The 22,885-nt window shown below is 67.5% G+C and carries 19 protein-coding genes; 8 read left to right on the top strand and 11 right to left on the bottom strand.

Annotation, left to right across the window (positions count from 1 at the left end; genetic code table 11):
* Positions 1–100 precede the first annotated feature (100 nt).
* The 4 genes from K1X11_RS19655 to K1X11_RS19670 all read right to left on the bottom strand — a co-directional run bounded on the left by K1X11_RS19655 (position 101) and on the right by K1X11_RS19670 (position 4,337).
* On the bottom strand, positions 101–1,261 hold the full coding sequence (locus tag K1X11_RS19655; protein ID WP_221029550.1) for a glycerate kinase: 1,161 nt from the start codon (positions 1,259–1,261) through the stop codon (positions 101–103).
* A 72-nt stretch (positions 1,262–1,333) separates the two neighbouring features.
* Entirely contained in the window at positions 1,334–3,031 is a 1,698-nt protein-coding gene (locus tag K1X11_RS19660) for a hypothetical protein (protein ID WP_221029549.1), read from the bottom strand.
* Positions 3,028–3,945, bottom strand: a complete 918-nt coding sequence (locus K1X11_RS19665; protein ID WP_221029548.1) for an ABC transporter ATP-binding protein — start codon at positions 3,943–3,945, stop codon at positions 3,028–3,030. Before K1X11_RS19665 ends, K1X11_RS19660 begins: the two co-directional genes overlap by 4 nt.
* Positions 3,942–4,337: a GntR family transcriptional regulator gene (locus tag K1X11_RS19670; RefSeq protein ID WP_221029547.1), complete on the bottom strand. Its 396-nt coding sequence runs from the start codon at positions 4,335–4,337 to the stop codon at positions 3,942–3,944. The genes K1X11_RS19665 and K1X11_RS19670 overlap by 4 nt, the downstream gene beginning before the upstream one ends.
* A gap of 102 nt (positions 4,338–4,439) precedes the next feature.
* Here K1X11_RS19670 and K1X11_RS19675 point away from each other — a divergent pair, with 102 nt between their 5' ends.
* From K1X11_RS19675 to K1X11_RS19710, 8 genes are all read left to right on the top strand, one after another.
* The gene (locus K1X11_RS19675; RefSeq protein WP_221029546.1) at positions 4,440–5,438 is read left to right on the top strand and encodes an SAM-dependent methyltransferase; all 999 of its coding nucleotides are present in this window, start codon (positions 4,440–4,442) and stop codon (positions 5,436–5,438) included.
* A gap of 40 nt (positions 5,439–5,478) precedes the next feature.
* Entirely contained in the window at positions 5,479–6,714 is a 1,236-nt protein-coding gene (locus K1X11_RS19680; protein WP_221029545.1) for a hypothetical protein, read from the top strand.
* Positions 6,711–7,451, top strand: coding sequence for a TrmH family RNA methyltransferase (locus K1X11_RS19685; protein ID WP_324726029.1), 741 nt, complete (start codon positions 6,711–6,713; stop codon positions 7,449–7,451). The genes K1X11_RS19680 and K1X11_RS19685 overlap by 4 nt, the downstream gene beginning before the upstream one ends.
* 56 nt (positions 7,452–7,507) lie before the next feature.
* A complete protein-coding gene (locus tag K1X11_RS19690) occupies positions 7,508–8,902 on the top strand; it encodes a sigma-54-dependent transcriptional regulator (RefSeq protein ID WP_221029543.1) in 1,395 nt (464 codons plus the stop codon).
* A gap of 181 nt (positions 8,903–9,083) precedes the next feature.
* On the top strand, positions 9,084–9,521 hold the full coding sequence (locus tag K1X11_RS19695) for a hypothetical protein (protein WP_221029542.1): 438 nt from the start codon (positions 9,084–9,086) through the stop codon (positions 9,519–9,521).
* Between the two features lie 152 nt (positions 9,522–9,673).
* Entirely contained in the window at positions 9,674–10,867 is a 1,194-nt protein-coding gene (locus K1X11_RS19700) for a hypothetical protein (protein ID WP_221029541.1), read from the top strand.
* A gap of 17 nt (positions 10,868–10,884) precedes the next feature.
* Entirely contained in the window at positions 10,885–12,273 is a 1,389-nt protein-coding gene (locus K1X11_RS19705) for a sensor histidine kinase (protein ID WP_221029540.1), read from the top strand.
* Positions 12,270–14,258 carry an outer membrane protein assembly factor BamB family protein gene (locus K1X11_RS19710; RefSeq protein WP_221029539.1) on the top strand — a complete coding sequence of 663 codons (1,989 nt, stop codon included), beginning with the start codon at positions 12,270–12,272 and terminating at the stop codon, positions 14,256–14,258. The genes K1X11_RS19705 and K1X11_RS19710 overlap by 4 nt, the downstream gene beginning before the upstream one ends.
* A 127-nt stretch (positions 14,259–14,385) precedes the next feature.
* Here K1X11_RS19710 and K1X11_RS19715 read toward each other — a convergent pair whose 3' ends face one another.
* From K1X11_RS19715 to K1X11_RS19745, 7 genes are all read right to left on the bottom strand, one after another.
* Positions 14,386–16,128 carry a DUF4153 domain-containing protein gene (locus K1X11_RS19715; protein WP_221029538.1) on the bottom strand — a complete coding sequence of 581 codons (1,743 nt, stop codon included), beginning with the start codon at positions 16,126–16,128 and terminating at the stop codon, positions 14,386–14,388.
* A 15-nt stretch (positions 16,129–16,143) separates the two neighbouring features.
* Positions 16,144–16,677: a glycine cleavage system transcriptional repressor gene (locus K1X11_RS19720; protein WP_221029537.1), complete on the bottom strand. Its 534-nt coding sequence runs from the start codon at positions 16,675–16,677 to the stop codon at positions 16,144–16,146.
* Positions 16,678–16,737: 60 nt separating this feature from the next.
* On the bottom strand, positions 16,738–18,342 hold the full coding sequence (locus tag K1X11_RS19725) for an HDOD domain-containing protein (RefSeq protein WP_221029536.1): 1,605 nt from the start codon (positions 18,340–18,342) through the stop codon (positions 16,738–16,740).
* Between the two features lie 63 nt (positions 18,343–18,405).
* Entirely contained in the window at positions 18,406–19,014 is a 609-nt protein-coding gene (locus tag K1X11_RS19730) for an NTP transferase domain-containing protein (protein ID WP_221029535.1), read from the bottom strand.
* Entirely contained in the window at positions 19,011–19,640 is a 630-nt protein-coding gene (locus tag K1X11_RS19735) for a MarC family NAAT transporter (RefSeq protein ID WP_221029534.1), read from the bottom strand. The genes K1X11_RS19730 and K1X11_RS19735 overlap by 4 nt, the downstream gene beginning before the upstream one ends.
* Before the next feature lie 25 nt (positions 19,641–19,665).
* The gene (gene fdhD, locus K1X11_RS19740) at positions 19,666–20,484 is read right to left on the bottom strand and encodes a formate dehydrogenase accessory sulfurtransferase FdhD (protein WP_221029533.1); all 819 of its coding nucleotides are present in this window, start codon (positions 20,482–20,484) and stop codon (positions 19,666–19,668) included.
* Between the two features lie 81 nt (positions 20,485–20,565).
* Positions 20,566–22,782: an FdhF/YdeP family oxidoreductase gene (locus K1X11_RS19745; RefSeq protein ID WP_221029532.1), complete on the bottom strand. Its 2,217-nt coding sequence runs from the start codon at positions 22,780–22,782 to the stop codon at positions 20,566–20,568.
* Positions 22,783–22,885 lie beyond the last annotated feature (103 nt).

Consider the following 22,885-nt stretch of genomic DNA (forward strand, 5'->3'; position numbering starts at 1 on the left):
ACGTTTCGAGGGGGCGAGAAACGTGCTGAGGGGGGCGGGGTGGTGCAAACGGAATTGAGCGAAACGTTGAGGAAGCCCCGCGGGCGGCGGCGCGCCGGGCTCAGTCCGTGGGGGCGGGGGCGAGCTGTTGGCGCAGGGTGCGGGCGAGGTTGGTGGCCGTGGCGGGCAGGGCCTCGGCCAGCGGCGTGCCGGGTGGTGTGACGGCCGCGAGCGTGATGCCGACGGGTGGTGACGGCACGTCGACCGCGCCGGCCAGCACCCAGACCTGCTTGCCTTCGTCGAGGGCGCGGCGGGCGAGGGCGCCGGGACCTTTGCCCTCAAGCGAACTCTCGTCGAAACGCCCTTCGCCGGTGATCACGAGCTCGGCGGCGGAGATGCGTTGGCTGAGCTCCAGCCAATCCTCCACGAGGTCGAAACCGGGCACAAGTTGGGCGTTGGCGGCGGTGAGCAGACCGTAAGCGATGCCGCCGGCGGCTCCGGCACCGGGCGTCGACTCGAGTCCGGGCCGTCCGGCGGCGGTGCCGAGGAGGGTGGCGACGCGGGCGGTTTCGGCTTCGAGGCGGGGCAGATCGGCGGGTTGCAGACCCTTTTGCGGGCCAAAAACGGTGGCGGCGCCGCGCTCGCCGAGCAGCGGGTTGGCGACGTCGCAGGCGATGCGGATGGGCGGCAAGGTCAGCAGGGAGGGGACGAGTTGAGCGAGCTCGCCCCAACCAGCCGGGCAGACGCGTTCGATGGGCGAACCGTCGGCGCGCAGGGCCTGCCAACCGAGCGCGGTGAGCGCGCCGATGCCGACATCGTGGGTGGCACTGCCGCCGACGCCGAGCAGGAGGGCTTCGGCGCCAGCATCGATGGCGGCGCGGATGAGTTGGCCGGTGCCGCGCGTGTCGGTCTGCCACGGATCACGGTCGGCGGGGGCGAGCGATTGCAGGCCGCTGGCGCTGGCCATTTCGATGACGGCGAGAGAGCGAGCCGCGCCGAGGTCGAGGCGGGCGTGGGCGGCGGCGCTGAGTTTGGCGGTGTCGACCAGACCGAAGCCGGCCGGAGCGATTTTTCCGCGGGGGCCGGTGGCCTCGACCGGATGCCAGGAACCGCCGGCGGCGGCAGTGAGGATGGTGGCAAACCCTTCGCCGCCATCGGCCAGCGGACATGGATCGGCGTGCCAGTCGGGGCGCACCTCCTGGAGCGTGGCGGTGGCGAGGGAGCAGGCCTCGGGGGCGGTGAGGGCGTCTTTAAATTTGTCGAAAGCAATCAGCACACGCATGGGCGGCGACCCTGCCAGCAGGCCCCCTGCCAGCGCGAGGCCTTCTTGGTGGGCGGCCGCGGCCGCGCTGCGTCAGTCGTGCAGAAACGATCCGTCGGGAAGTGGCCTATCGAAGGTGGGTAAGGTGATCGGGCCGAAATCCAGGGTCTGGTCCACTTCGCCGACATGATCGCTGACAAAAATGACCAACTCCGCCTGCTCCAACCACTGCTCGTCGATCGTGGCGGAGGTGATGCTGAAGGTGTCGTCGGCCATGCCTTCGGCGTCGGCGAAGCGGGGGCGCAGGATGCGTTGTTCGAAGGTGGCCCCGAGCTCGCTGGAGTTTTGATAACCAAATTGCACGGCGAGCGCGGCCTCCTGGGTGGTGCGATTGATCAGCGCGAAGCCAAAAAAGCGATCCAGCAGACGTTGGTCGGGCCGCAGCGCGCCGGTGGGGTGAAGCAGACTGGTGGCGCGCGATTGCAGGATGGGGAGCTCGATCCGGTCATGCTGCCACTGCGGTCGGCCCAGCACTTGGAGGCGGACTCCCGCCTCCGCCCAACTGGCACCCCGTTCCAAGGGCAGGGTGGTGGCGAGACGCAGACGGCTGTAGCGCACCCGCACCTTGGAGGTGAGGTCCGCGTCCCGACCTTGCCAGGGTTGGATCGTCGGCTGGGGCACTTGCCCGATCTGGAAATTAGGGCGGTAATGGTCGGCCCGAGCGTCACCGAGGTAAGTGCGGTGCGCACGCAGACCCACTTCCTGTTGCAGCGCCTTGCGGGCGGTTTGCAGTGGCAGCGGGAAATAGGGATTGGACCAACGCGTGTTGTAAGTGGTGCCGTCGGGAAAGGTCAGTTCGCTTTCGGCAAACAGGATCTCCGCTGCGAAGGAATCGGTGCTCGTGTCGAGCTGGGCCGGCACCCCGAGCCGAATGGAGGGGGTGGGGCCGGACGTGCGTTGGATGACGCCAAATTCGTGGGCGTTGCGCAGCCGCAGGGCAGGCAGGTCTGCCGGGTCGACCGGGTTCGTCGGCGGCGCGTCGTGTGGTTCGGCGACGACTTGCACAAACCACCATTGGCCGATGAGCAGACCGCCGATGAGCGCAAGCGGGCCGCCAAACAGCACGAGGCGAGCGTTGGCGCGGCGATAGAGTTGGTGGAGCAAGCCGAGGGTCGCGAGACCCCAGATGACGACGGACACGACTTGGCGGGAGCCCGCGCTGACTTCGACCAGGCGCAGGGCCTTGACCGCCTTGACCCATTGAAATTGCTGATCGGCGAGCAGGAACAGCAGCACCGCCACGACCATGACCACCACGGCGATGATCGCGCGCAGAATGGAAGGCGAGGCGGCGCCGAGCAGCAGAGCGATCGAGGAGATGAGGCCGACGGTCGCGAAGCGTTCCACCGCGATCACGGCGGCGAGAGAGGCGGGCAGGTCGTGCTGCAGGGCGCGGATGAATTCAAACACGCTCGCGGGCAGCACCAAGGTGAGGCCGAGGGCGAGGAGTTTGGCGAGGAGCACCTGCCCCGGTGGGATCGGTCGGGTGCGCCAGAAGGTCTGGTCGCCGATGGCGCGGTCTTCGTTGCCGAGGGCCATGCCGACCAGAACGATGAGCGGCCACTGCAGCACGGTGGTCCAGACGCCAAAGTCATTGAAGGTGCGACTGGGCTGCAGCGTGCCAAACGCGACAAAACGATCGGCCCACATCAGCAGCAGGGCCGGAACCACGAGGACGGCGAGTCGCACCAGATCCTTGCGCAGGAGGAGCAGGCAGGGGCGGAGGTTCATCGGACGGACGGGGTTTTGACGCGGCGGGCGAGAAGGAGGAAGAGCTCCCGCAGCGAGAGTGGGCGGTCTTCGATATGGGCGCCGGGAAAGGCGGCGCGCAGGGCGGTCGGACTCGTGGCGGGATCCCAACGGGTGTCGATGGCGCGGAGCGCCCGCGGGAAGGGTTGTTCGATCCGTTGCCACGCCGCGCCGGGTGGTGCGGTAGGGGGCGTGAGTGGTTGCTCGGCGCTGATTTCGATGGCGCGGTGGCGGGCGGTCAGCGCATCGAGGCTTTCGCTGAGCAGGAGGCGTCCGTCGTGCAGAAACGCGACGTGATCGATGAGGCGTTGCACGTCGTCGAGGTCGTGGGTCGAGATCACCACGGTCGCGGGGCGGTCGGTGCCCGGCAGTTCCAGCAAGGCGGCGACGAGTTCGTCCCGCACCAGCGGATCGAGGCCGGAGAACGGTTCGTCGAGCAACAGGATCTCGGGCCGGAAGGAGAGCGTGGAAAGCAACGCGGCCTTCATGCGCATGCCGCGCGAAAGGTGTTTGAGCTGGCGCGCGCCGGGCAGGTCGAAGAGGTCGCGCAGGCGTTTTTCCAAGGCGTGGTCCCAGCGCGGGTAGAAGGCGCGGCAGTAGGCGATGAAGCGGTCGACGGTCATCCACAGCGGCAGGTCCTGACCCTCGGCCACGTAGCCGATGCGTTCGAAATCGGCGGCCCTCAGCGAGCGCGAAGAACGGCCGAGCAAGGTGGCTTCGCCGGCGGTCGGACGCAGAAGGTTGAGCCACAGTTTGAGGCAGGTGCTTTTGCCGGCACCGTTGGGGCCGAGCAGGGCAAAAATGGAGCCGGTCGGCACGACCAGATCGATTTGATCGATGGCGGTGGTGCGACCGAAACGCCGGGTGAGTTGGGTGGCGGTGAGGGCGGCGGTCATGGGGTGGAGGAAGGGGGCGGAGTGGACGTCAGCTGGCGCTCGAGGGCGGCGCGAAGCTGGTCGTCGCCGATACCGAGGTGGCGGGCTTCGACGACGAGGCGTTCGAGCTCGGTCTCGAGCCAGCGGCGGCGTTCGGCGGCGGCGGAGGGGGAGGGCTTTTGCACGATCGTGCCGATGCCCGGGTGAACTTGCAGCAGACCCTCGGCGGTGAGCTGGGCGACGACCTTGTGGGCGGTGTTGGGGTTGATGCGCAGCTCCTGGCTGAGGGTGCGCACCGAAGGGAACTTGTCGCCCGGTCGCAGGACGCCGGTGAAGACGGCCTTTTTGACCGCAAAGACCACCTGTTCGTAGGGCGGCTGGTCGGGGCGAAATTGAACCGTGAAGGGCAGCAAGGTGTTCTAGGCATACTAGAACACAAAGAACGCAAGCAAGGCGAAATTTGCCGTGTGTTTAACCTCGCGGCGGGCGGGCCGGGGCGCAGGCTGCGCGGGGTTATGTTGTGTCGTTGCCAACCTGGATTTGAGGACTTGCTGGTGGAGGAGCTCGCCGCGACGGGCGGGCGTGAGCAGGCGCGCGGGGGCGGTTGGGTGCGGGTTGAAGGCGGCGCGCCGGATGATCTGTGTTTTGCGCACGCGGCGTGGCTGGAGCCGGTGCGGGTGGCGGGCGGCTCGGTCAATCAACTGGCGGGCGCGGTGCTCGATTATTTTCTGGGCGCGCTGCAGGGCGAACGCATCGATGCGGCCTGGCCGTGTGTGTTTGCGACCGCGAGTGGCTTGGACGGACTCGGTCGGCGGGCGGCGGCGGTGGAGAAAGCGTTTTTGCCGCTGTTGAAAAAGCGGCTGGGCCGAGTGGCGCGGTTGGCGGAGCCGGATGTGCCGGCGGGGGTCGGGCCGGTGCGCGGCCTGTTTGTGTTTTTTACCGACTTTGGCGAGGCGTGGGTGGCGCGGGAAATCGTGCGGGGCGGGCAGCGCCGCATGGCCGACGACTCGCAGGCGCCGTCGCGCAGTTACCTCAAGGTGGAGGAGGCGTATGGGGTGCTCGGATACGAGCCGGCGCGGGGCGAGACGGTGGTCGACCTGGGCGCGGCTCCGGGGGGCTGGAGTTACAGTGCAGCCAAGCGCGGGGCGCGGGTCATCGCGATCGACAACGGGCCGATGAAAGGCGGCGCGCTGGACCATCCGCTGATCGATCATCGGCGGGAGGACGCCTTTGGCTACCGGCCGGCGGCGGGCGAGGTGGTGGACTGGCTCTTCTGCGACCTGGTGGAGGAACCGCATCACGTGGCGCGCAATCTCATTGCGCCGTGGCTAGTGAATGGCTGGTGCCGCAATTTTGTGGTGATCCTGAAATTTGGCCGAGTGAACCCGGTGGCCCTGTTGCGCGAGATGACCAAGGCGGACTCGCCCTTCGTGGCGCACACGACCGGTTTGCGGGTGCGGCATCTGTGGCACGACCGGGAGGAGTTCACGTTGGTCGGTTCGGTGGCCAAGTAAGAGGTGGACGACGTGACGGCGGCGGGTTTTCGTCGCGGTGATGTCCACGTTGCCTGCCTGCGCTCCGCTTCCCCTTGATGGTCCGGTTCACGAACCGCCCTGCGATTATGACGCGCTCAAGATCATCATCGTGGGCACGCCCAAGGCGGGCAACACGTGGCTGCGCTACCTCTTCAGCGAGCTCTACCACCTGCCGATGGTGGCGCTGGATCCGGACTTCCGGGTGATCGACTGGAATGCCTTCGGGCCGCGTTGGGTGGGACAGCAGCATTATCCGCCCGAGCCGGAGTTGTTGGCGCTGGGCAAGGAGCGAGGCTTCATTTTTGTCACGCCGGTGCGGCATCCGGGTGATGTATTCGTTTCGCTGCGACACTATACCGATGATCGCGAGGAACGGGACAACGATCCCGAGCACGTGCGCGCGATGCGACCGGACTCGATGTTGGAAGACGGACCGGGCAATTACGGCGAGCACACGCTCAACTACGCCAAGCGCGGGTATTACCTGAAGACGCACCTTTCCATCTATTGGCTGCGCTGCGGTCAGACCCACGGCGTGCGTTACGAAGACCTCTGGAACAAGCCGGTGGAGACGTTTCAGGCGCTGACGGACCGCATCGTGCCGCAGCCGCTCGACAAAGTGCGGCGCGCGCTCTGCGCCTGCGAGATCGGCATCATGCAGACGGTGACGGATCGCAAAAAAACCTTCGTGCGCAAGGGCGGCCTGAACAGCTGGCGCGATGAGTTGCCCAAGGCCGTGCAGGACGTGTTGCGCGAGCAGCAGCCGTATCCGGCGCAGTTTGCGGCGCTCGGTTACGACATGGACCTGCACAACCCGGCCAATGCCCGCAGCAAGGAACCCTCCCGCGCGGGCAACCCGTTTCCGGGCGGCACCTTTGCCAACGGCGTGCCGCTCGCGCCGATTTTGCTGCACATCTATTTTGAGGAGACGAAGAACGACCTCTTGCGCTGGGCCGACGGTGGTGAGGTAGGTCCGGGCACCTTCTACGATTGGTTGATGAGCCCGGCCGCGGCCGATCCGACGCAAGGCGACGGGGTGCCGGTGATCACGGAGTTTGCCCACTACCTCTACCGCATGCGCACCGATCTGCATGGTGTTTTCGCGGATGTGTTCGGCGCGGACCGTCGGGCCTTTGGCGACTGGTTCCTCTACAGTGCGGCCTTGGACTTCGAGTTCGACTGGTCCTTCACGTTGCCGGTGGTGTCGTCATGGGCCCTCGGACCGGCCGGCGAACGCGGGAAAGGCGAGGCGTGAAAAGCAAAGCGACCCTCAACCTCTGCGGACTTGCCGCGGTGAGTGCGCGGTGGGCGCGCGATCCGGACTCGGTGCAGCGGCTGTTTTTTGACTACGCCACGGGCCGCAAGATCGGCGCGATGACCAAGGCCATGGCGCAGGCGCGCAAGGTTTACCGCTGCGTCGAGCCCGCGGAGTTGGAGAAGATCGCCGGCAGTGTGCACCACGGTGGCATCGTGGCGGTGGTGGATGCGCCGCGGCTCGCGTCGCCGGTGCGGGGCGACCCCGAGCGCTGGGCAAGGGAACGGGTGCCGGTGCTGGTGCTCGACCGGATCGGCAACGCGCACAACCTCGGCGCGGTGGCGCGCACGGCGGCGTTCTTCGGCGTGAAGCATATCATCATTCCGGATACGCCGGAGGCCGCGAAGCCCAACGACGCCGCCTTCCGCGTGGCGGAGGGCGGGCTCGAAGCGCTGACGGTGTGGCAGCCGCGCAACCTCGTGGCCCTGCTGCGCGACATGGAGGCGGCGGGTTACGAATTGGTGGGCGCGGCGACCCGCGATGGTCGCGACCGCGTGAGCGAAATCGAGCCGGGCAAGCCGGTGGCCATTTTGTTGGGCAATGAGGAGCATGGGCTGAGTCCGGAGTTGGACGCGCTCTGCACGCGGCGGGTGACGCTGGCCGGCAGCGGCGCGGTGGAGTCGCTCAATGTATCGGTGGCCGGTGCGATTCTGATGGATCGGGTATGGGGCCGGTGAAGTTGCGCGGATAGGCGTTGCAGCGCGATCGGGGGCGGGCAAGTTTCACGCGGTCGATGCGACTCAACGGCTGCACGCTTCTCCTGGTCGAAGATGAACCCCTGTTGCGACGGCGCTTCACCGCGCAGTTGGAAAAACAGGGCGCCGAAGTGTCGGCGGCGGCCAGTCTGGCCGAAGCGCGCAACCTGCTGGCCGATCTGGCTTTTGATTTTGCGCTCTTCGACGTGAATCTGCCCGACGGTCGCAGTCTGGAGCTGTTGAGCGAAGGGGCGGTGAGCAGCGACACGGTGGTGGTGGTGATGACGGCCGAGGGCGGCGTCGAAGGCGCGGTCGAAGCCATGCGGCTGGGCGCGGCCGATTACCTGGTGAAACCCTTTGAGGCGGTGGAGGCGGCGGTGCGCTTGGCGCGGGCGCGCGGGGCGCGGCGCAAGCAGCGTGGTGAGGCTTATCGCGAGGAGCGGGCGGCGGCGCAGGATGAGGCGTTGGTATTTGGTCCGTCACTACAGCCGGTGCGGTCGCTGCTGGAAAAAATCGTGGGCGCGGACCGGCGCGTGGCGGCGGGCGCGGGCGCGCCGGCACCGGTGTTGATCGAAGGCGAAACCGGCACGGGCAAAACCTCGTTTGCGCGGTGGCTGCATCGGAATGGTCCGCGGGCGAAAGGTCCGTTGATCGAAGTGAATTGTTCGGCGCTGCCGGATGCGCTGGCGGAGTCAGAGTTGTTTGGTCACGAGCGCGGCGCGTTCACCGATGCGAAGGAAGCGAAGATCGGGCTGATGGAGGCGGCGGATGGCGGCACCTTGTTTTTGGATGAACTCACCAGTCTGTCGGCGGCGGTGCAGGCGAAGCTGCTGACCGCAATCGAAGACCGCATGGTGCGGCGGCTGGGTGGTCAGCGCTTGATTCCGGTGGACGTGCGCATCGTGGCGGCGGCGCAGGGGGATCTGGCGGCGCGGGTGGAGGCTGGCGAATTTCGCGAAGATCTGCGGCAGCGGCTCGACCTGTTTCGGGTGCGCATTCCGCCGCTGCGGGAGCGGGGCGAGGATGTGGTGGCGCTGGCCGAGACGCTGGCGGGGCGGATCGCGGCGCGTTATGGGCTGACGGCGGGACCGATCCCGGCGGTGGGACGGGCGCGGTTGCTGGCGCATACCTGGCCGGGCAACGTGCGCGAGCTGGCGCATGAGATTGAGCGTTCGGTCGTTTTTGACGACGACCGGCTGACCTTTGCGGGATTGGCGGGCGCGGATGAAGCGGAGCCGGCGGGCGCGTGGCTGCGGCGCGGGTTTCGCTTTCCGGAGGACGGCGGGTTCGAGCTGGAGGTGGCGATCGATCAGATGGTGGATCGTGCGATCGCGCAGGCGGGCGGCAACGTGTCGGCCGCGGCGCGTTTGTTGGGGGTGCCGCGGGATTACGTGCGCTATCGGCTCAAGCGGCGCGAAGAGGGTGGGGAATAGTTCCCGCCGCTTCGCGAGGAGATTGGGGAATAGTTCCCAATCGACGGCGAGTGCGGGACAGGGCGTAAGTGAGATAAGTTAAAGCCAGTCAGGGAGAAGCGTTACTCGGCATCGGCTGGCACGCGCAGTGCAGATGGAATGGCACCAGCAATTTTCAAAACACCCACTGGAGAACATCATCATGAAAGCCTCCCTGCTTAAAATCCTCACCCTCGCGGCCACTGTTGGCGTCGCGAGTGCTTTTGCCCAAGACGCCGGGACCCCGGACCCGACCACTGCCACCCCCAACGGTCCGCGCGGTGCGGGCGGCGCCGGCGTCGGCACCCGACTGCGGGAACACGTGGACGAAGCCACGCGCCTCGCTGGCATCGACAACCTGCCGACCGACGTGCAGGACCTCGTCAACCGCTTCCAACAGCAGCGCCAGGAGTGGGTGGCGAACCGTCAGCAACTGTTGGCCCAGTTGCAGGACATGACGGTAGAAGAGCGCCAGGCGGCGATTGCGGAGTTGCGTGAGCAACAACGCGAGCAGGTGCGCCAGCAGCGCGAACTCGCCCGCCAGATTCGCGATGAAATGCGCGAGCTGCGCAAAGCCCGCCGCGCTGGTAGTGGCGGCTGATCTTTCGACGGCACGGTTTCACGCTGGTTCGTGACGTCGATTAACGCCGGGTGGATCACATGGTGTGGTCCATCCGGTTTCTCCGACCTCGCGGCAACCTGCGGTAGCGCCGTGCGTCTTGTTTTTCCAAACCCTCAACCCCTTTCACCAGCGTGAAACTCAGAACCCTCCGGCCCCTCGGCCGCCCGATGGTCGCCGCCGCCCTGCTTGGGGCGAGTGCGCTGTGGGCGCAGGATGAGGCGCCGGCCGATGAGCTGACTTGGGACGCGGCCGATGAGGCGGCACTCGAGGCCGAGTTGGAGGCGTTGTTGGACGACTTGCAGCCCGGCGCGTGGCAGGTGCTCGGTGGTGTATCCGCGGCGTGGGGACAGCGGGAGAATCCGGGGCTGTCGACGGTGCTGCCGGAGTCGGCGAATTTTGGCGAGGTGGGGCTGGAAGCGTTTGCGCGGCGAGAGAGCGCGCGCTGGGACAGTCTGTTCATGTTGGACGGTCGCACGCGTTGGTATGACGGGCATCCGGTCATCGACGACGAGGCGGCGTGGTTTGGTCGCGGCGAACTGAGGGTGCGACCGCTGAGCTGGTTGCAACTCGGGGTGAGCTCGCAGGGCTATTGGCAGGATCAGGTGTTGGATCTCACCGAAACGATCGGCGCACGCACGGTGGCGCCGTTGCAGGTGACGGGGGGCGACGTCGGTTCGGCGCTGCGGCTGTCGCTGCCGTGGGGCTTCGCGATCGAAGGGGGCGGTCGGCTGCTGCGGGCCGACTATGAAGGTGTGCCGGAGGATTACGACGCGCAGGAATGGCGGGGCGAGTTGAGCTGGACGCCGTGGAGCTGGCTGGAGTTGGTCGGCGCGACGACGAGCACGGAGCGGGACTATGATTATCGGCGCGAGGCCACGGTGGGCGGGCGTCTGTTGGATGACACGATCCTCGGACTGCAGCAGGACGGCCTGGAGGCGCGGGTGCGGGTGCGTTTTACGGCAGTGGGCACGTGGCGCATGGAAGGGCGTTGGAGTGAATTGGAAAACCGTGACGGGGCGTCGGGATTTTATGACTACGACCGCGATCGCTGGTCGGCGGAGCTGGGCTGGTCCTTCGGCGACTGGCGGCTGCAAGGGCGCTACGAGCGCAGTGACCTCGATTATCTGGTGCAGACGGTAGGGGCGGGGCTAACGCCGGAAGCGCGCACGCAGGCGGATCGTTTTTGGGAGATCGAAGCGCGGCGGACGGTGGGCGAGCACTGGGAAGTGTTCGGCCGGTGGGAGCAGGATGACAGCCGCAGTAATGAAATCGACGCCAGCTACACCGACGAGACGGTGAAGCTCGGCGTGAACTACCTCTTTTAACCTCTTCCTCATCACCGATGCCCCGAAGCCTGAGTTCCCGCCAAGTCCAATGGACGGCCCTGCTGGCCGCCGCGCTGCTGTTGCTGGCGCTGGTCGCCGTGGTGGCCTGGCCGGTGCGGCGGGAACTGCAGGCGCAGGTGCTGGAGCGCGAGGCGACGGCGGTGGCGGCGGTGGCGCGGCTGCAACGCGATCTGGGCGTGGCGCGCATCGAGCGGCTCGGCGTGGAAGCGACGGTCGACGATGTGTTTGAAGCGTTGCTGGAGTCATCGCGTTTGGAAGGCGTGGCCGCGATTCAGCTTTACGATGCGAGCGGGCGGGCGGCGCGGGAGCTACCGCTGGAAGCGTATGTGGACGCCTTGGCGACGGCGGATCAGGTGAGCCGCGCGACGGCGCGTTTTCATGTCGGATCGCCGCCGGCGGGCGCGGCGGGCGAGGCGCTGGCGCTGACGCCGGGACCGTGGCTCGAAGTGATCGTGCCGCTGAATCTTGAAGGCGAAACCGGGGCAGGTGGCTGGGCGCGGTATTGGCAGGATGGTCGACCGGCGCAGGCGGAGCTGGCGGCGGTGAATCGGCAAATCCTGATGGTGGCCGGTTGGGCCGGCGGACTGGGCGCGGTCGTTCTGGTGAGCGGATTGGGTTGGGCGTTTGCGCGGCTGCGGCGGCAGGCGGACGATCTGGCGCGGACGAATCGCGAGCTGTTGCTGCACACCAAGACGGCGGCGATCGGGGCGATCAGTTCTCACCTGATTCACGGGCTGAAGAATCCGCTGGCGGGACTGGAAGGGTTTATGGCGGAGGAGCCCGGCGAGAATGGCGGCGATGGCGAAGCCTGGCGGGAAGCGGCGGCGACGACGCGGCGCGTGCGCGGCATGATCAACGAAGTGTTGGCGGTGCTGCAGGATGAACGTGATGGCGCGGACTACACCCTCACGGCGGACGACGTGTATGCGGCGGCGGGGCAGCGGGTGGAGGCCGCGGTGCGCGACGCCGGGCTGACCCTGCAGATGGTGACGGTGTCGGCCGAAGCGGCGCCGGGCCCGGAAGTGGACGGTCGCACGGCGGGTTTGGTCGGACTGGTGCTGGGCAATCTTTTGGACAACGCCATCGCGGCGACGCCGCGCGGGGGCACGATCACGTTGCGCGGGACGATGGATGCGGGAGAGGCGCTTTGTATCGACGTGGAGGATACGGGAGGCGGACTGCCGACAGCGGTGCGGGAGGCGCAGTTTGCGCCGGTGCGCAGCAGCAAGACCGGCGGGGCCGGGCTGGGGCTTGCCTTGAGCGGGCAGTTGGCGCGGCATGCGGGCGGCGCGCTGACGGTGGTGCGCAGCGATGCACGGGGCACGTGTTTTCGGCTGACGGTGCCGGTGTCGGCACGGGCCAAAGTGGAAAGGAGCGAACGATGAAGGTGCGCAAGGTCGGAGCGATGGTGCTGAGCCTGATTTGGGGCGGTCTGGGGCTGCAGGCGCAGACGGACGGCACGTTGTTGTGGAGTTACACGACGCTGTCGTCGGCGGCGGGTGGCGCGATCCTGTCGGCACCGGCGGTGGACGGCGAAGGCACGGTGTATTTCGGTTTGGAGATTGGGAGCTCGTCGGCGCTGGTCACGGGCGGGCGAGTGCTGGCGCTGCGACCGGATGGGTCGGTGAAGTGGCAGACCAATTTGCCGGACTGGGTGGACGCATCGCCGTTGGTGGGGCGCGACGGCGAGACCTTGTATGTCGGGTGCTGGGACGGGGAGTTTTATGCGCTGGATCGGGCGACGGGGGCGGTGAAGTGGAGTTACGACACGGAAGCGTTCATCGGCGCGACGGCGGCGCAGGGACCGGATGGGACTTTGTATGTGCCGGGTGGTGACGGCCTGTTGCACGCGATCAGTGAAACGGGTGCGGTGCAGTGGGTGTTTCCGGCGACGGATTGGATTCAGGCCGCGCCGACAGTGGCGGCGGACGGCGTGGTGTATTTTGGCTCGTGGGATGATTCGTTCTACGCGGTGAATCCGGATGGCAGTCTGTTGTGGCAGGCGGTGACGGGTGGCGACGTGGTGGGGGCGGCGGCGGTTGCGGCGGACGGCACGGTGATCTTCGGATCGCGGGACCGTTATGTTTACGCGCTCAATCTTGACGGCTCGGCCAAGTGGTCGCTGGAGACGGGTGACAGCGTGGAGGCGTCGCCGGTGATCGGCGCGGACGGCACGATTTTTATCGGTTCCAGCGACGGCGTGATGCGGGCGATCCGGCCGGATGGCTCGGTGAAATGGACGCGCGACGTGGGGGCGGAGATTTACGCGACGGCGGCGGTGCGGGCGGATGGCTCGGTCGTGGTGGGCGCGAGTGATTATCAGGTGCACGCGTGGTCGGCGGACGGCACGCCGTTGTGGACGGTGGAGGCGGGAGACTGGTTGGACAGCTCGCCGGTGGTGACGGCGGATGGCCGGATCTACGTGGGGAGCTACGACAAAAAGCTGTATGCAATTCACGGCACGGTGGGGCCGGCCTTGAGTGGGGATTGGCCACAGTTTCAGCGCACGGCGCAGCGCGGGGGCTGGCAGCCACGCGGGTCGACCACAGAGGCGACGGGGCGGTTGCAAAACCTGTCGGTGCGCACGAATGCCGGGTCGGGCGCGCAGACTTTGGTGGCGGGATTTGTGGTGGCGGGAGAGGGGCAGCGTTCGATTTTGCTGCGTGGGGTCGGGCCGACCTTGGCGCAGTCGTATGGGCTGACCACGGCGCTGAGCGACACGCAGCTCAAGGTGTATGACCCGAGTGGGGCGCAGGTGGCGGTGAATGACGATTGGGATACGGAGAGCGCGAATGAGACGGCGGTGGCGGACACGGCGGCGGAGCTGGGCGCGTTTCCGCTGGTGGCGGGGGCGGGTGATGCGGCGGTGGTCGCGTCGTTTGGCGCGGGCAGCAACTCGGTGCACGTGACGGGCGTGGATGGCGAAACCGGACTGGCCTTGGTGGAAGCGTATGACGCCGGTGGTGACGCGGACACGCGGCTGGTGAATGTCTCGGCGCGGAGTCAGGTGGGCATGGGCGCGGACGTGTTGATCGCGGGATTTGTGATCGATGAGACGATGACCCTGCTGGTGCGCGGCGTGGGGCCGGCGTTGACGGGCTTTCAGGTGGCGGGGGCGATCACCGATCCGTTGGTGGAGATCCACGGCGCGGCGGGGGTGGTGGCGCAGGTCGATGATTGGGCGGTGGCGAGCGACGCGGCGTTGATCGCGGCGGAGGCGGCGACGGTGGGGGCGTTTGCCTTGCCGGCGAACGGCCGTGACGCGGCGATGATCATCACGCTGCCGGCCGGGGTGTATTCCGCGGTGGTCAAAGGTGCCAACGGCGAGACCGGCGTGGGTTTGGTCGAAGTGTATGTGTTGGCGCCGTGAGGCGGGGGGGAGCGCGCAACGAGTAGCTGCGCTTGAGCCGGAGGTGAAAGCGTGGCCTGGAGGGCGACCATCCCCCCGGCCACGTTGTCGCTGCGCTCCAACGCAGCTACAGCGAGGGCTCTCCCACCTAAAGGGGTAGGGCGATGAGGAAGTTGGCCACGATGATGCGGGGGGCGATCGCGGGGGCTTCTTCGAGGGTCACGTTGAAGAATGCGATGCGGGCGCGACGACCGTCGGCGAAGGTGAAATCGAAGGTAAGGTCCTCCGGTTTATACGGACTCTGGCTCAGGTTGGCGGCATCGCGGATTTGGGTCGCGGTGAGCACGGCCGTGGCACCGTCGGGGGAGCGCAGTTGCAGCAGCTCGCCGGTGTTGGTGAGCACCCAGCCCAAGTGGCGGAGCATGAGGTGGCCCTTTTGCTCCCAGGCCCTGACTTCAACCACTTCGGCGGGAAAGGGCACGCGCAGGCGGTTGGATGACTGGGTCGCGAGGTAAACCTGACTCGCGGTGCGGGCGTTGAAGGGGCGTAGGGCGAGATCGGATATGAGATCGTGGATGTTGCCGTGATCGGCACGAAGCGATGCAGGCACTTCAGCGAAGCCGTGGCGGCTGTTGAGATAGCGCAGGGTGTCCGACAGAGAATCGGCTTGAGCGAGGGTTTCTTCGGAGGCTCCGATTGCTGTAAAGGCGTGCAGGTTGCCGTCGGCGTCGCGGAGGTTGAGGGCGGCGACCAGGGTTTCGGCGCGGGCGGTTTGGGAGCGGAGGCTCCAGGCGGTGGCGCCCCAGGGGCCAAAGGAGGCGATGAGGCAGAGGACGAGCAGCGAGGCCGGGATGAGGCGCAGGTCGCGATGGGGTTGTTTGGTGCGTATCAGGCAAACCACGACAAGCCAGCCGGTGAGCAAGACGACGTAGTAGCGGGATTCGGTGACGCCGTAGTCGGCGATGCGCACGGCGATGGAGAGCGCGAGCAGCCCGGTGAGGGGCAGCGTGAGGGCGAAGAAACCGCGGGTGAAATGGCGCACCCATTTGGTGGTGGCGTCGGCCGCCCAAGGGTGGAGAAGCAGGGCGCTCAGGATACCGACGACGGTCAGGATGAGCACTGGCAGGCCGACCCAGCCGTTGGGAAGCTCTCCGACGACGGCGATCTTGCCGGCGTAGAGGTAGAGGATGACGAGGTAGAGCGCGGTGAGCGGGACGAGCGCAAACTGGACGAAGCGGCGCAGACCGGTGGAGGCGCTGAACGGTTGGGCGGCGGCCACGCGGGGCAGACCGCCAAGGGTGAAGAGCGGATGGACGAGGCCCGCCATGAAGAACCAGAGCTGGCCGTAGCGCTCGTCATCGATGTCGAGCTCGAGCAGGCGATCGACGCTGAGCAGGGCGAGGGCGAGTCCGCCGAAGAGCACGCCGGCGTAGAGGGCGCCGAGGAGGAAGCGCAGGAAGAGGCGCACTTGGAACGCCCAGTAGGCGTCGTCACCGGGGCGGCGCAGGAAGGGCAGGACGGCGACGCTGAAGTGGCTGGCGAGCGAGAGCGTGGTGAGGCGGAAAGCTTCGGTGGCCGGGATCGGATCGGGCAGGGTGACCAGCCGCACGGTGCAGGCGGCGGAGATCAGCAGGCCGAGGCCGGGTAGGAAACGAAACCAGCGGTTGGGGTGATCCTCGACCGCGAGGGTGACGGCGACGGTGAAAGGCAGGCCGAGCAGGCAGCCGAACATGGCGCGCCAGAGGTAATCCGCGTCGAAGCGAAAGGCGTCCTCCAGCGCGAGCCACGCGCAGAGGGTGGCGGCGACGCTGAGGAAAACGCTGGCGGGGAAACGGCGGGCGACCGCAACCGCGGTTGTCGTGGCGGAGCGGATACGGTCGGCGAGGCGCATGGTGCGGCGGCGGGGTTATTCGGCGGCCGTTTCGGGGGCGAGCTGGATGTCGACCAGCAGGTCGTTGGCGATCTTTTCGAGATCGTCGCCGAGGGTGTCGAGCGAGACGGACTCGGGCACAAAGACGGTGGCGTTGGCTTTGAACAGGGTGCCGCCACCGAGCGGGGCGGCGGTGCGCTCGCTCTCGAGTTCCTCGACGTTGAGCCCGTGTTTGGCGAAGACGCCGGTGATCTCGCGGAGCAGACCGGGGCGGTCCTGACCGACGAGGTCGACCATGGCGAGGGAGCCGGTGGGGGCGGCGGTCACGGCGTCGTCGGCTTGGATGAGGATCTGCAGGCCGGCCTCGCTGAGGGCGGCGACGGCGGTGCGCAGGGCATCGGCTTTATCGGCTTCGATTTCCACGCGCATGAGGCCGGCGAACTGGCCGCCGAGGTGGCACATGCGGCTTTCGAGCCAGTTGCCGCCCTGACCGGCGATGGTGCGGGCGAGCGAATCGACGAGGCCGGTGCGGTCGGCACCGATGACGGTCATGACGAGGGTCGTGAGCATGGCGCGCACTGTGAGCCGGTGCGGCGCGCGCGGCAAGGATCGTCGATGGGGCGGGTCGCACTAAGCGACGGCGCGGAAACGGTTGGATTGGCGTTGGTTGGTGTGTTGGGCCACGACCTCGAAGAGGGCTTGGATGGGGGCCAGCTCGTCGTTGCCGAACGGGCTGTCGCGGGTGGTGGACCAGCCGACAAAGAGGATGCCTTGGAGCAATCGCTGGTGGTGGACCGGGAGGGCGAGAAAGGAGCGGGGGGCGTCGGCCCCCTTGAGCCAATCGGGCAAGTGGCGGAAGACGCGGTCGTCCTCGATGTCCTGCACGGAGAGGTTGATGAGACGCTCGTGGCAGAGGAAGAAGGCGTTGCGTTCGGAGCGACGGAAGAGGGTGCGTTCGCCGAGCCGATCGGCGAGGGGGCCCTGGCCGACCAGGATGCGGAAGGCGCGGCCGGAGGAATCGAGTCCGCAGAAGAACAGGTCTTGGGGGCGGAGGGTTTTCCAGACGGCGTTGAGCGCGTTGGGCAAGGGGTTGGCGGTGGGGTGAGGCGCGTTTTCCAGGGCTTCGAGGGCCTGTTCGATGGCGGTGCGGCGGCGAATGGCCGGCGGGCCGTCGCGCGAGTCGAGGGGGGCGCCGCCGGGGCCGCGGGGCGAATTGATCCCGGGGGCGGCGTGAGCGTCGCCGGGTGGCAGGTAGCTGGGGGGAACCGGATCGGGGAGCTCGGGTTTGCCGCTGATGGGGGTGGCGCGGGAGCGATGGCGCAGGCGTTCGCGGCCGACGGAACCGATGGCGGCGCTGCCGGCGGCGGCGGAGAGCAGGCCGAGTTTTTGCTCGGCTTCCTTGAGGATGTTGGGGGCGCGTTCGAGGAGAAAGGGGAAGTCGCGGCCGGCCTTTTTGATGAGGTCCTGCTGGCGTTGGCTGAAGACGGAATCAGGCAGATCGCCATCGAGGGCCATTTCGCTGAAAGTGAGGGAAAAGGTGGCGAGCTGGTGGAGGATGCGCTCCGACCACGGGAAGTCGGGACCCGGCGGAGGCTCGAATTGGCGCACCGCGTTGAGGATGGGTTTGGGGAGGTGGGCGGATTTGAGCAGCTCGTAACCGAGGGCGTAGGGGGTGAGACCAAACACGCGTTGGAAGGCGGCATCGCCTTCGCCGGCCTCGGCAGCGGCGAGCGCTTCGCGGAATTCATGGACCATGAAGGTGCCGAGGAGCAGGCGGCCGAAGTTGCGCAGGGAGGCGCAGACAAAGGCGGTCTCGGGATTCATGACCCCGGCGTGTTCGGCCATGACCTGGGCAACGATGCCGCTGGTGAGCGAGATGGACGCCATCTGGCGCTGTTCGTAGCTGGAGTTGGTGCGACCGGCGTGGTCGAGCAACATGAGCGACATGGCGAGCATGCGCACGCGGTTGAAACCGACGGTGTGGATGGCGTCGGTTACGGTGCTGATCTCGATATTGGTGGGGTTGTAGCCGAAGGTATTGGCGGCGGCGATGACCCGGGTGAGGATGGTGGAATCCTGGTTGATGAGATCGGCCAGCTCGTGGATGGACACGCTGCCCTCGTCTTTGCTGAGCGCACGGATGATGCGCACGAGCTCCGGCATGGAGGCCACCTGACCCGATTTCAGGGCCGTATCGATGGTCTTGATGGTTTGGGAGGCCAGCTCTTCGCGCACCCGTAGTTATACGGATCCGAGCTGAGGAGCTTTAGGTGCTTATGCGGCTAAATACCGGCGCTGCTAGGTGCGGTCGGTGGGGCGGTTCCAGTTGGTAAAGGGCGTGGTGTCGGCGAAGGGGACGGTGGTCACGGTGTTCGCCAGCGGTGCGGAGCTGAGGAGGCGTTGCAGGCCGAGGCGGCCGGCGGCGAGGGCGTCGGCAAAGGCGGGGGCGTGAGCGCGGGCGTAGAGGGCGACGAGGGGCTGCAGGCCGGCGGGGGAGCGGGCGACAACGCTGGTGTCCGGGGAGGGGGCGATGGCCACCAGCGCCTGCAAGGTGGGCGCGTCGAGGTAGGGGGTATCGACGGGCAGGACGAGCACGTGGCTGACGGCGGGGGGCTGGTCGGTGAGCAGCGGCGCGAGCGCGCCGAGCGGGCCGGCGGTGCCGTCGTCGTCGTGGCGAGTCACGGCGGCGGGCAGGGGGGGCAGGGACTGGTCGGTGCGGGCGGCGGCGGTGAGGGCGACGGGCGGGGGAGAGAGCGCGGCCAGGGTGGAGAGTTGGTGCAGGACCAGGGGCAGGTTGCTGGAGGGGTGTGGCAGGTGGGCCTTGTCGGCGCCCATGCGGACGGAGTGACCCCCGCAGAGCACAGCGGCGGCGTAGGCGAAGGGCGCGGTCGACGGCGGCGGGGTCACGAGGAGAGGTCCAGCCAGCCGTCGATGACGAGTTGCACACCGATGCAGAGCAGGAGGAAACCCATGATTTTGGTGAGGGCGTTGGCGCCGATGACACCGAGCTTGGCCATGAGGGCGTCGGATTCGCGGAGGAGGAGCCAGCAGGCGGTGCCGACGGCGACGATGCCGCCGATGACGACCCCGTGGTGGAAGAGACCCTGACCTTGCACGCGCGAGCTGAGGGTCATGGCGGCGGCGATGGCGCCGGGGCCGGCGAGCAGTGGCATGGCGAGAGGCGAGAAGGCGATGTCGGCTTTGTTGGAGGCTTCGTCGTGCTCGGCGGCGGAGTGGGTGTGCTCGGGCTGCGGGTTGAGTTGGTTGAAGCCGTAGCGGGTGATGACGAGTCCGCCGGCGATGCGAATGCCGGCGATGCTGATGCCGAAGAAGGAAATGATGGCGTTACCGGCGAGGAAGAAGGTCACGAGGATGGCGATCATGTAGATCGCGCCGCGACGGGCGAAGGCGTGGCGCTCGGCGCGCGTGTTCTCCTTGGTGAGCGACTGGAAGATGGCGGCGTTGCCGAAGGGGTTGGTGATGGGAAACAGGGCCGCGAGGGTGGCGACAAAAAGTTCGATGAGCGGTGGCATGACGCGGCGGGTGGAACGGGCACGATCAGGCGAGCTGGCCGGCGTAGAGGTTGAAGCGATCGGCGCGGAGGAAGCCGATCAAGGTTTGGCCGGACTCGCGGGCGAAGTCGACGGCCAGGCTGGTGGGCGCGGAGAAACCGACCACGAGGGGAAGCGCGGCGGCGTCGGCCTTTTGCATGATCTCAAAGGCGATGCGGCCGGAGACGAGCAGGCCGAGGGTGGCGAGGTCGGGGCGGCGGTCGAGCAGGGCGCGGCCGATCACTTTGTCGACGGCGTTGTGGCGGCCGACGTCTTCGCGTGTGGCGAGCAGGTCGCCGGTGGTGGGATCGAAGAGCGCGGCGGCATGGAGTCCGCCGGTGGCGCGGAAGGTGGACTGGGCGGCGTGGAGTCGGTCGGGGAGGGTGAGCAGGGTGGCGGGGGTTGTCGGGCGTGAAGCCCGACCCACAGGGGAGTGTGCGTTGTTGCTGCGGCGGACAGACTCGATGGTGGCTTTGCCGCAGAGACCGCAGGAGGAGGCGGTGAAAATGTGGCGGGAGAGTTTGTCGAGATCGACGGCGGCGGGGTCACGCAGACGGACGTTAATGACGTTGCCGGGGCCCCCGTCGTTGGCGGAGCAGACGTCGAGGTCGAGCAGGTCGGCTGCGGAGCGCAGCACGCCCTCCGTGAAGAGGAAGCCGGTGGCGAGTTCCTCATCGTGCCCGGGCGTGCGCATGGTGAGCGCGATGGAACGGCCCTCCACGCGAATCTCCAGCGGCTCCTCGACGGCGAGGGTGTCGTCGTCGGTCGACGAAGCGTTGCCGTTGAAGCGCTGGACCGAGGTGGTTTGGGAGGGGCGGAGAGGCACGGAGTTTTTTTACAGAAGGAAGCAAAGGGAGCAAAGCCACTCCGCCGTCATCTTTGTTTTCCTCGTTTCCTGCGGTGAAAACTACCGGGTCTCGAGTTGAACGTGGGCGTTGTAGTCGGGGACGCCGCCGCCGGCGTCTTTGCGGGTGCGGTCGATGAGGTGGTTGCCCTCGGGCCAGTGGACCTGGAGGTTGCCGGGCGCGATGGGGGCAAGGTGGACCTGGGCGTCGTAGCGGCCGAGCTGGTTGTGCAGGGTGACGCGATCGCCGTGCTTGAGGTGGCGAGCGGAGGCGTCGTCGGCGTTCATCAGGACGGCGTCGCGGGGGGCGCCGTTGAGCGGGTCGACCTCGGCGTAGATGAGGGTGTTGAACTGTTTGCCGCGGCGGGTGCTGACGTGGAAGACATCGGCCGGACGTTCGCCGGTGGGCGGCAGGGCGACGGTGGCGAGTTGGGCTCGGCCGTCGGGGGTCGGGCAGATGCCGTCGGCGCAGAGGTGGGGGCCGCCGTATTGGAAGGCGTCGCCGGATTTATTCAGATTTTGGATACCGTCGTAGAAGGGCACCACCTGGGCGATTTCCTCGCGGATGGCCTGACCGGAGTCGCAGCCGAAGCGGCCCTCCGGATCGGGGCGGGCGGCGAGGGCGATGTCGCGGAGGATGCGCCACTCGGCGCGGGCTTCGCCGACTTCGCGGGGGATTTCCGGCGTGAACATGACGCGGCGCTCGGTGGAGGTTTCGGTGCCACCGTCCTCCTGTTCGTAGCGGGTCTGGGCGGGGAGGAGGATGACCTCGTCGGCCGGTTCGAGCAGCATCTGGTCGGTGACGATGATGTCCTGATGGATGCGCAGGGGAACGCGTTCGAGGGCTTCGGCGACGTAGGCGGGGTCGGGCAGGGTGCGCAGGAAGTTGCCGCCGACGAGGTGGAAAACATCGAGTTCGCCGCGGTGGGAGGCCTCGACCATTTCGGTGGCGGCGAGGCCGGGCTCGCTGGGGATGTCGAAGCCATATTGGGCGGCGAGATTGGCGGCGTTCTCGGCGTTGACGGCGAGGCCGCCGGGGAAGGCGGTGGCGTAGGCGCCCATCTCGGCGCCGCCCTGCACGGAGGAGTGGCCGCGGATGGGCATGACGCCGCATTTGTCGCGGCCGAGCCAGCCGCGGGCGAGGGCGGTGTTGAGGACCATGCGCACGCCGTCGGCGCCCCACGGGTGTTGGGTGATGCCCATGGACCAGATGAAGACACCGTTGCGGGCGTGGCCGATGAGTTCGGCGAAAGCGATCATGCGACCGGTGGGCAGGCCGGCGGCTTTTTCGAGCACGTCCCAGGACAGCTCGCGGGCGCGAGCGACGAGGTCATCCCACCCGGTGGTGTGCTCGGCGAGGAAGGTGGTGTCGGTGAGGCCGGCGGCATCGAGGTGTTTGATGACGCCGTAGAGGAAGGCGATGTCGCCGCCTTGGGAGACGGCATACCAGTCGTCGATGAGGTCGGAGCCGAAGAGGGCGCTGTCGAGGTTGGACGGCACCCAGTAGCGCTGCATGCCGGGCTCGAGGTAGGGGTTGACGATGATGACCTTGGTGCCCTGCTTGCGGGCCAGGTGTAGGTATTTGGTGGATACCGGTTGGTCGTTGGCGGGGTTGGAGCCGAAGAAAACGATGACGTCGGTGCCGAACCAATCGGAATAGCCGCAAGTGGAGGCAGCGACGCCGAGGGTTTGTTTCATGGCGGCGGAGGACGGCGAGTGGCAGAGGCGGGCGGCGTTGTCGACGTGGTTGGTGCCGAGCCAGCGGGCGGCCTTTTGGGCGAGGTAGTAGATCTCGTTGGTGACGCCGCGGGAAGTGACGAAGAAGGCGAGGCGGTCGGGGGTAGTGGCGCGGATCTTGTGGCCGATGGAGGCGAGGGCGTCGTCCCAGGAAATGCGGGTGAAGCCGGGTTCACCGCGGCGGCGGCGCATCGGGTAGGCGAGGCGGCCGAGGGCGCGCAGGTCGCGGTTGTCGGTGGAGAGCTTGGAAATGTCGGCGAGGGCGTCGGGCGCCATGGCCGGCTGGGTGTTGAGGCGCAGCAGGTTGAGGCGCGTCATGCACAGGTGGGTGCCCTTGATGGTCCAGTCATGGAGACCGGCGACGCCGAGGGCGCAGCCATCACAGACGCCGCGGGAGATGATTTTCCACGCGTAGGGCAGGTTGTCGCGGTTGGCCCAGACGACCTTCAGCATGTCGCGGAAGTGTTTGGGTTTGGTGTGACCGAGGCCGAAAGGGGACAGACGGGCCAGGCGTTGCAGCAAGGTAGGCCGGGGGCAGGACATGGGAAGGCGGAGGAAAGTCTGAAATCGGGAAAGCTGAAATGCGGAAAAGGTGAACAGTTGATTCGCGGTTGGCCGGAAACGCAAACCGCCGCGCGGCGGGAAG

Source organism: Actomonas aquatica (assembly GCF_019679435.2).
In the GTDB taxonomy this organism is placed as follows: Bacteria; Verrucomicrobiota; Verrucomicrobiia; order Opitutales; family Opitutaceae; genus Actomonas; species Actomonas aquatica.

Bases quoted from the DNA above. Each gene is read 5' to 3' on its own strand.
- K1X11_RS19665 (WP_221029548.1), bottom strand. From the start codon at position 3,945: ATGACCGCCGCCCTCACCGCCACCCAACTCACCCGGCGTTTCGGTCGC.
- K1X11_RS19695 (WP_221029542.1), top strand. From the start codon at position 9,084: ATGAAAGCCTCCCTGCTTAAAATCCTCACCCTCGCGGCCACTGTTGGC.
- K1X11_RS19715 (WP_221029538.1), bottom strand. From the start codon at position 16,128: ATGCGCCTCGCCGACCGTATCCGCTCCGCCACGACAACCGCGGTTGCG.
- K1X11_RS19660 (WP_221029549.1), bottom strand. From the start codon at position 3,031: ATGAACCTCCGCCCCTGCCTGCTCCTCCTGCGCAAGGATCTGGTGCGA.
- K1X11_RS19735 (WP_221029534.1), bottom strand. From the start codon at position 19,640: ATGCCACCGCTCATCGAACTTTTTGTCGCCACCCTCGCGGCCCTGTTT.
- K1X11_RS19655 (WP_221029550.1), bottom strand. From the start codon at position 1,261: ATGCGTGTGCTGATTGCTTTCGACAAATTTAAAGACGCCCTCACCGCC.
- K1X11_RS19745 (WP_221029532.1), bottom strand. From the start codon at position 22,782: ATGTCCTGCCCCCGGCCTACCTTGCTGCAACGCCTGGCCCGTCTGTCC.
- K1X11_RS19710 (WP_221029539.1), top strand. From the start codon at position 12,270: ATGAAGGTGCGCAAGGTCGGAGCGATGGTGCTGAGCCTGATTTGGGGC.
- K1X11_RS19675 (WP_221029546.1), top strand. From the start codon at position 4,440: ATGTTGTGTCGTTGCCAACCTGGATTTGAGGACTTGCTGGTGGAGGAG.
- K1X11_RS19680 (WP_221029545.1), top strand. From the start codon at position 5,479: ATGTCCACGTTGCCTGCCTGCGCTCCGCTTCCCCTTGATGGTCCGGTT.
- K1X11_RS19720 (WP_221029537.1), bottom strand. From the start codon at position 16,677: ATGCTCACGACCCTCGTCATGACCGTCATCGGTGCCGACCGCACCGGC.
- K1X11_RS19705 (WP_221029540.1), top strand. From the start codon at position 10,885: ATGCCCCGAAGCCTGAGTTCCCGCCAAGTCCAATGGACGGCCCTGCTG.
- K1X11_RS19690 (WP_221029543.1), top strand. From the start codon at position 7,508: ATGCGACTCAACGGCTGCACGCTTCTCCTGGTCGAAGATGAACCCCTG.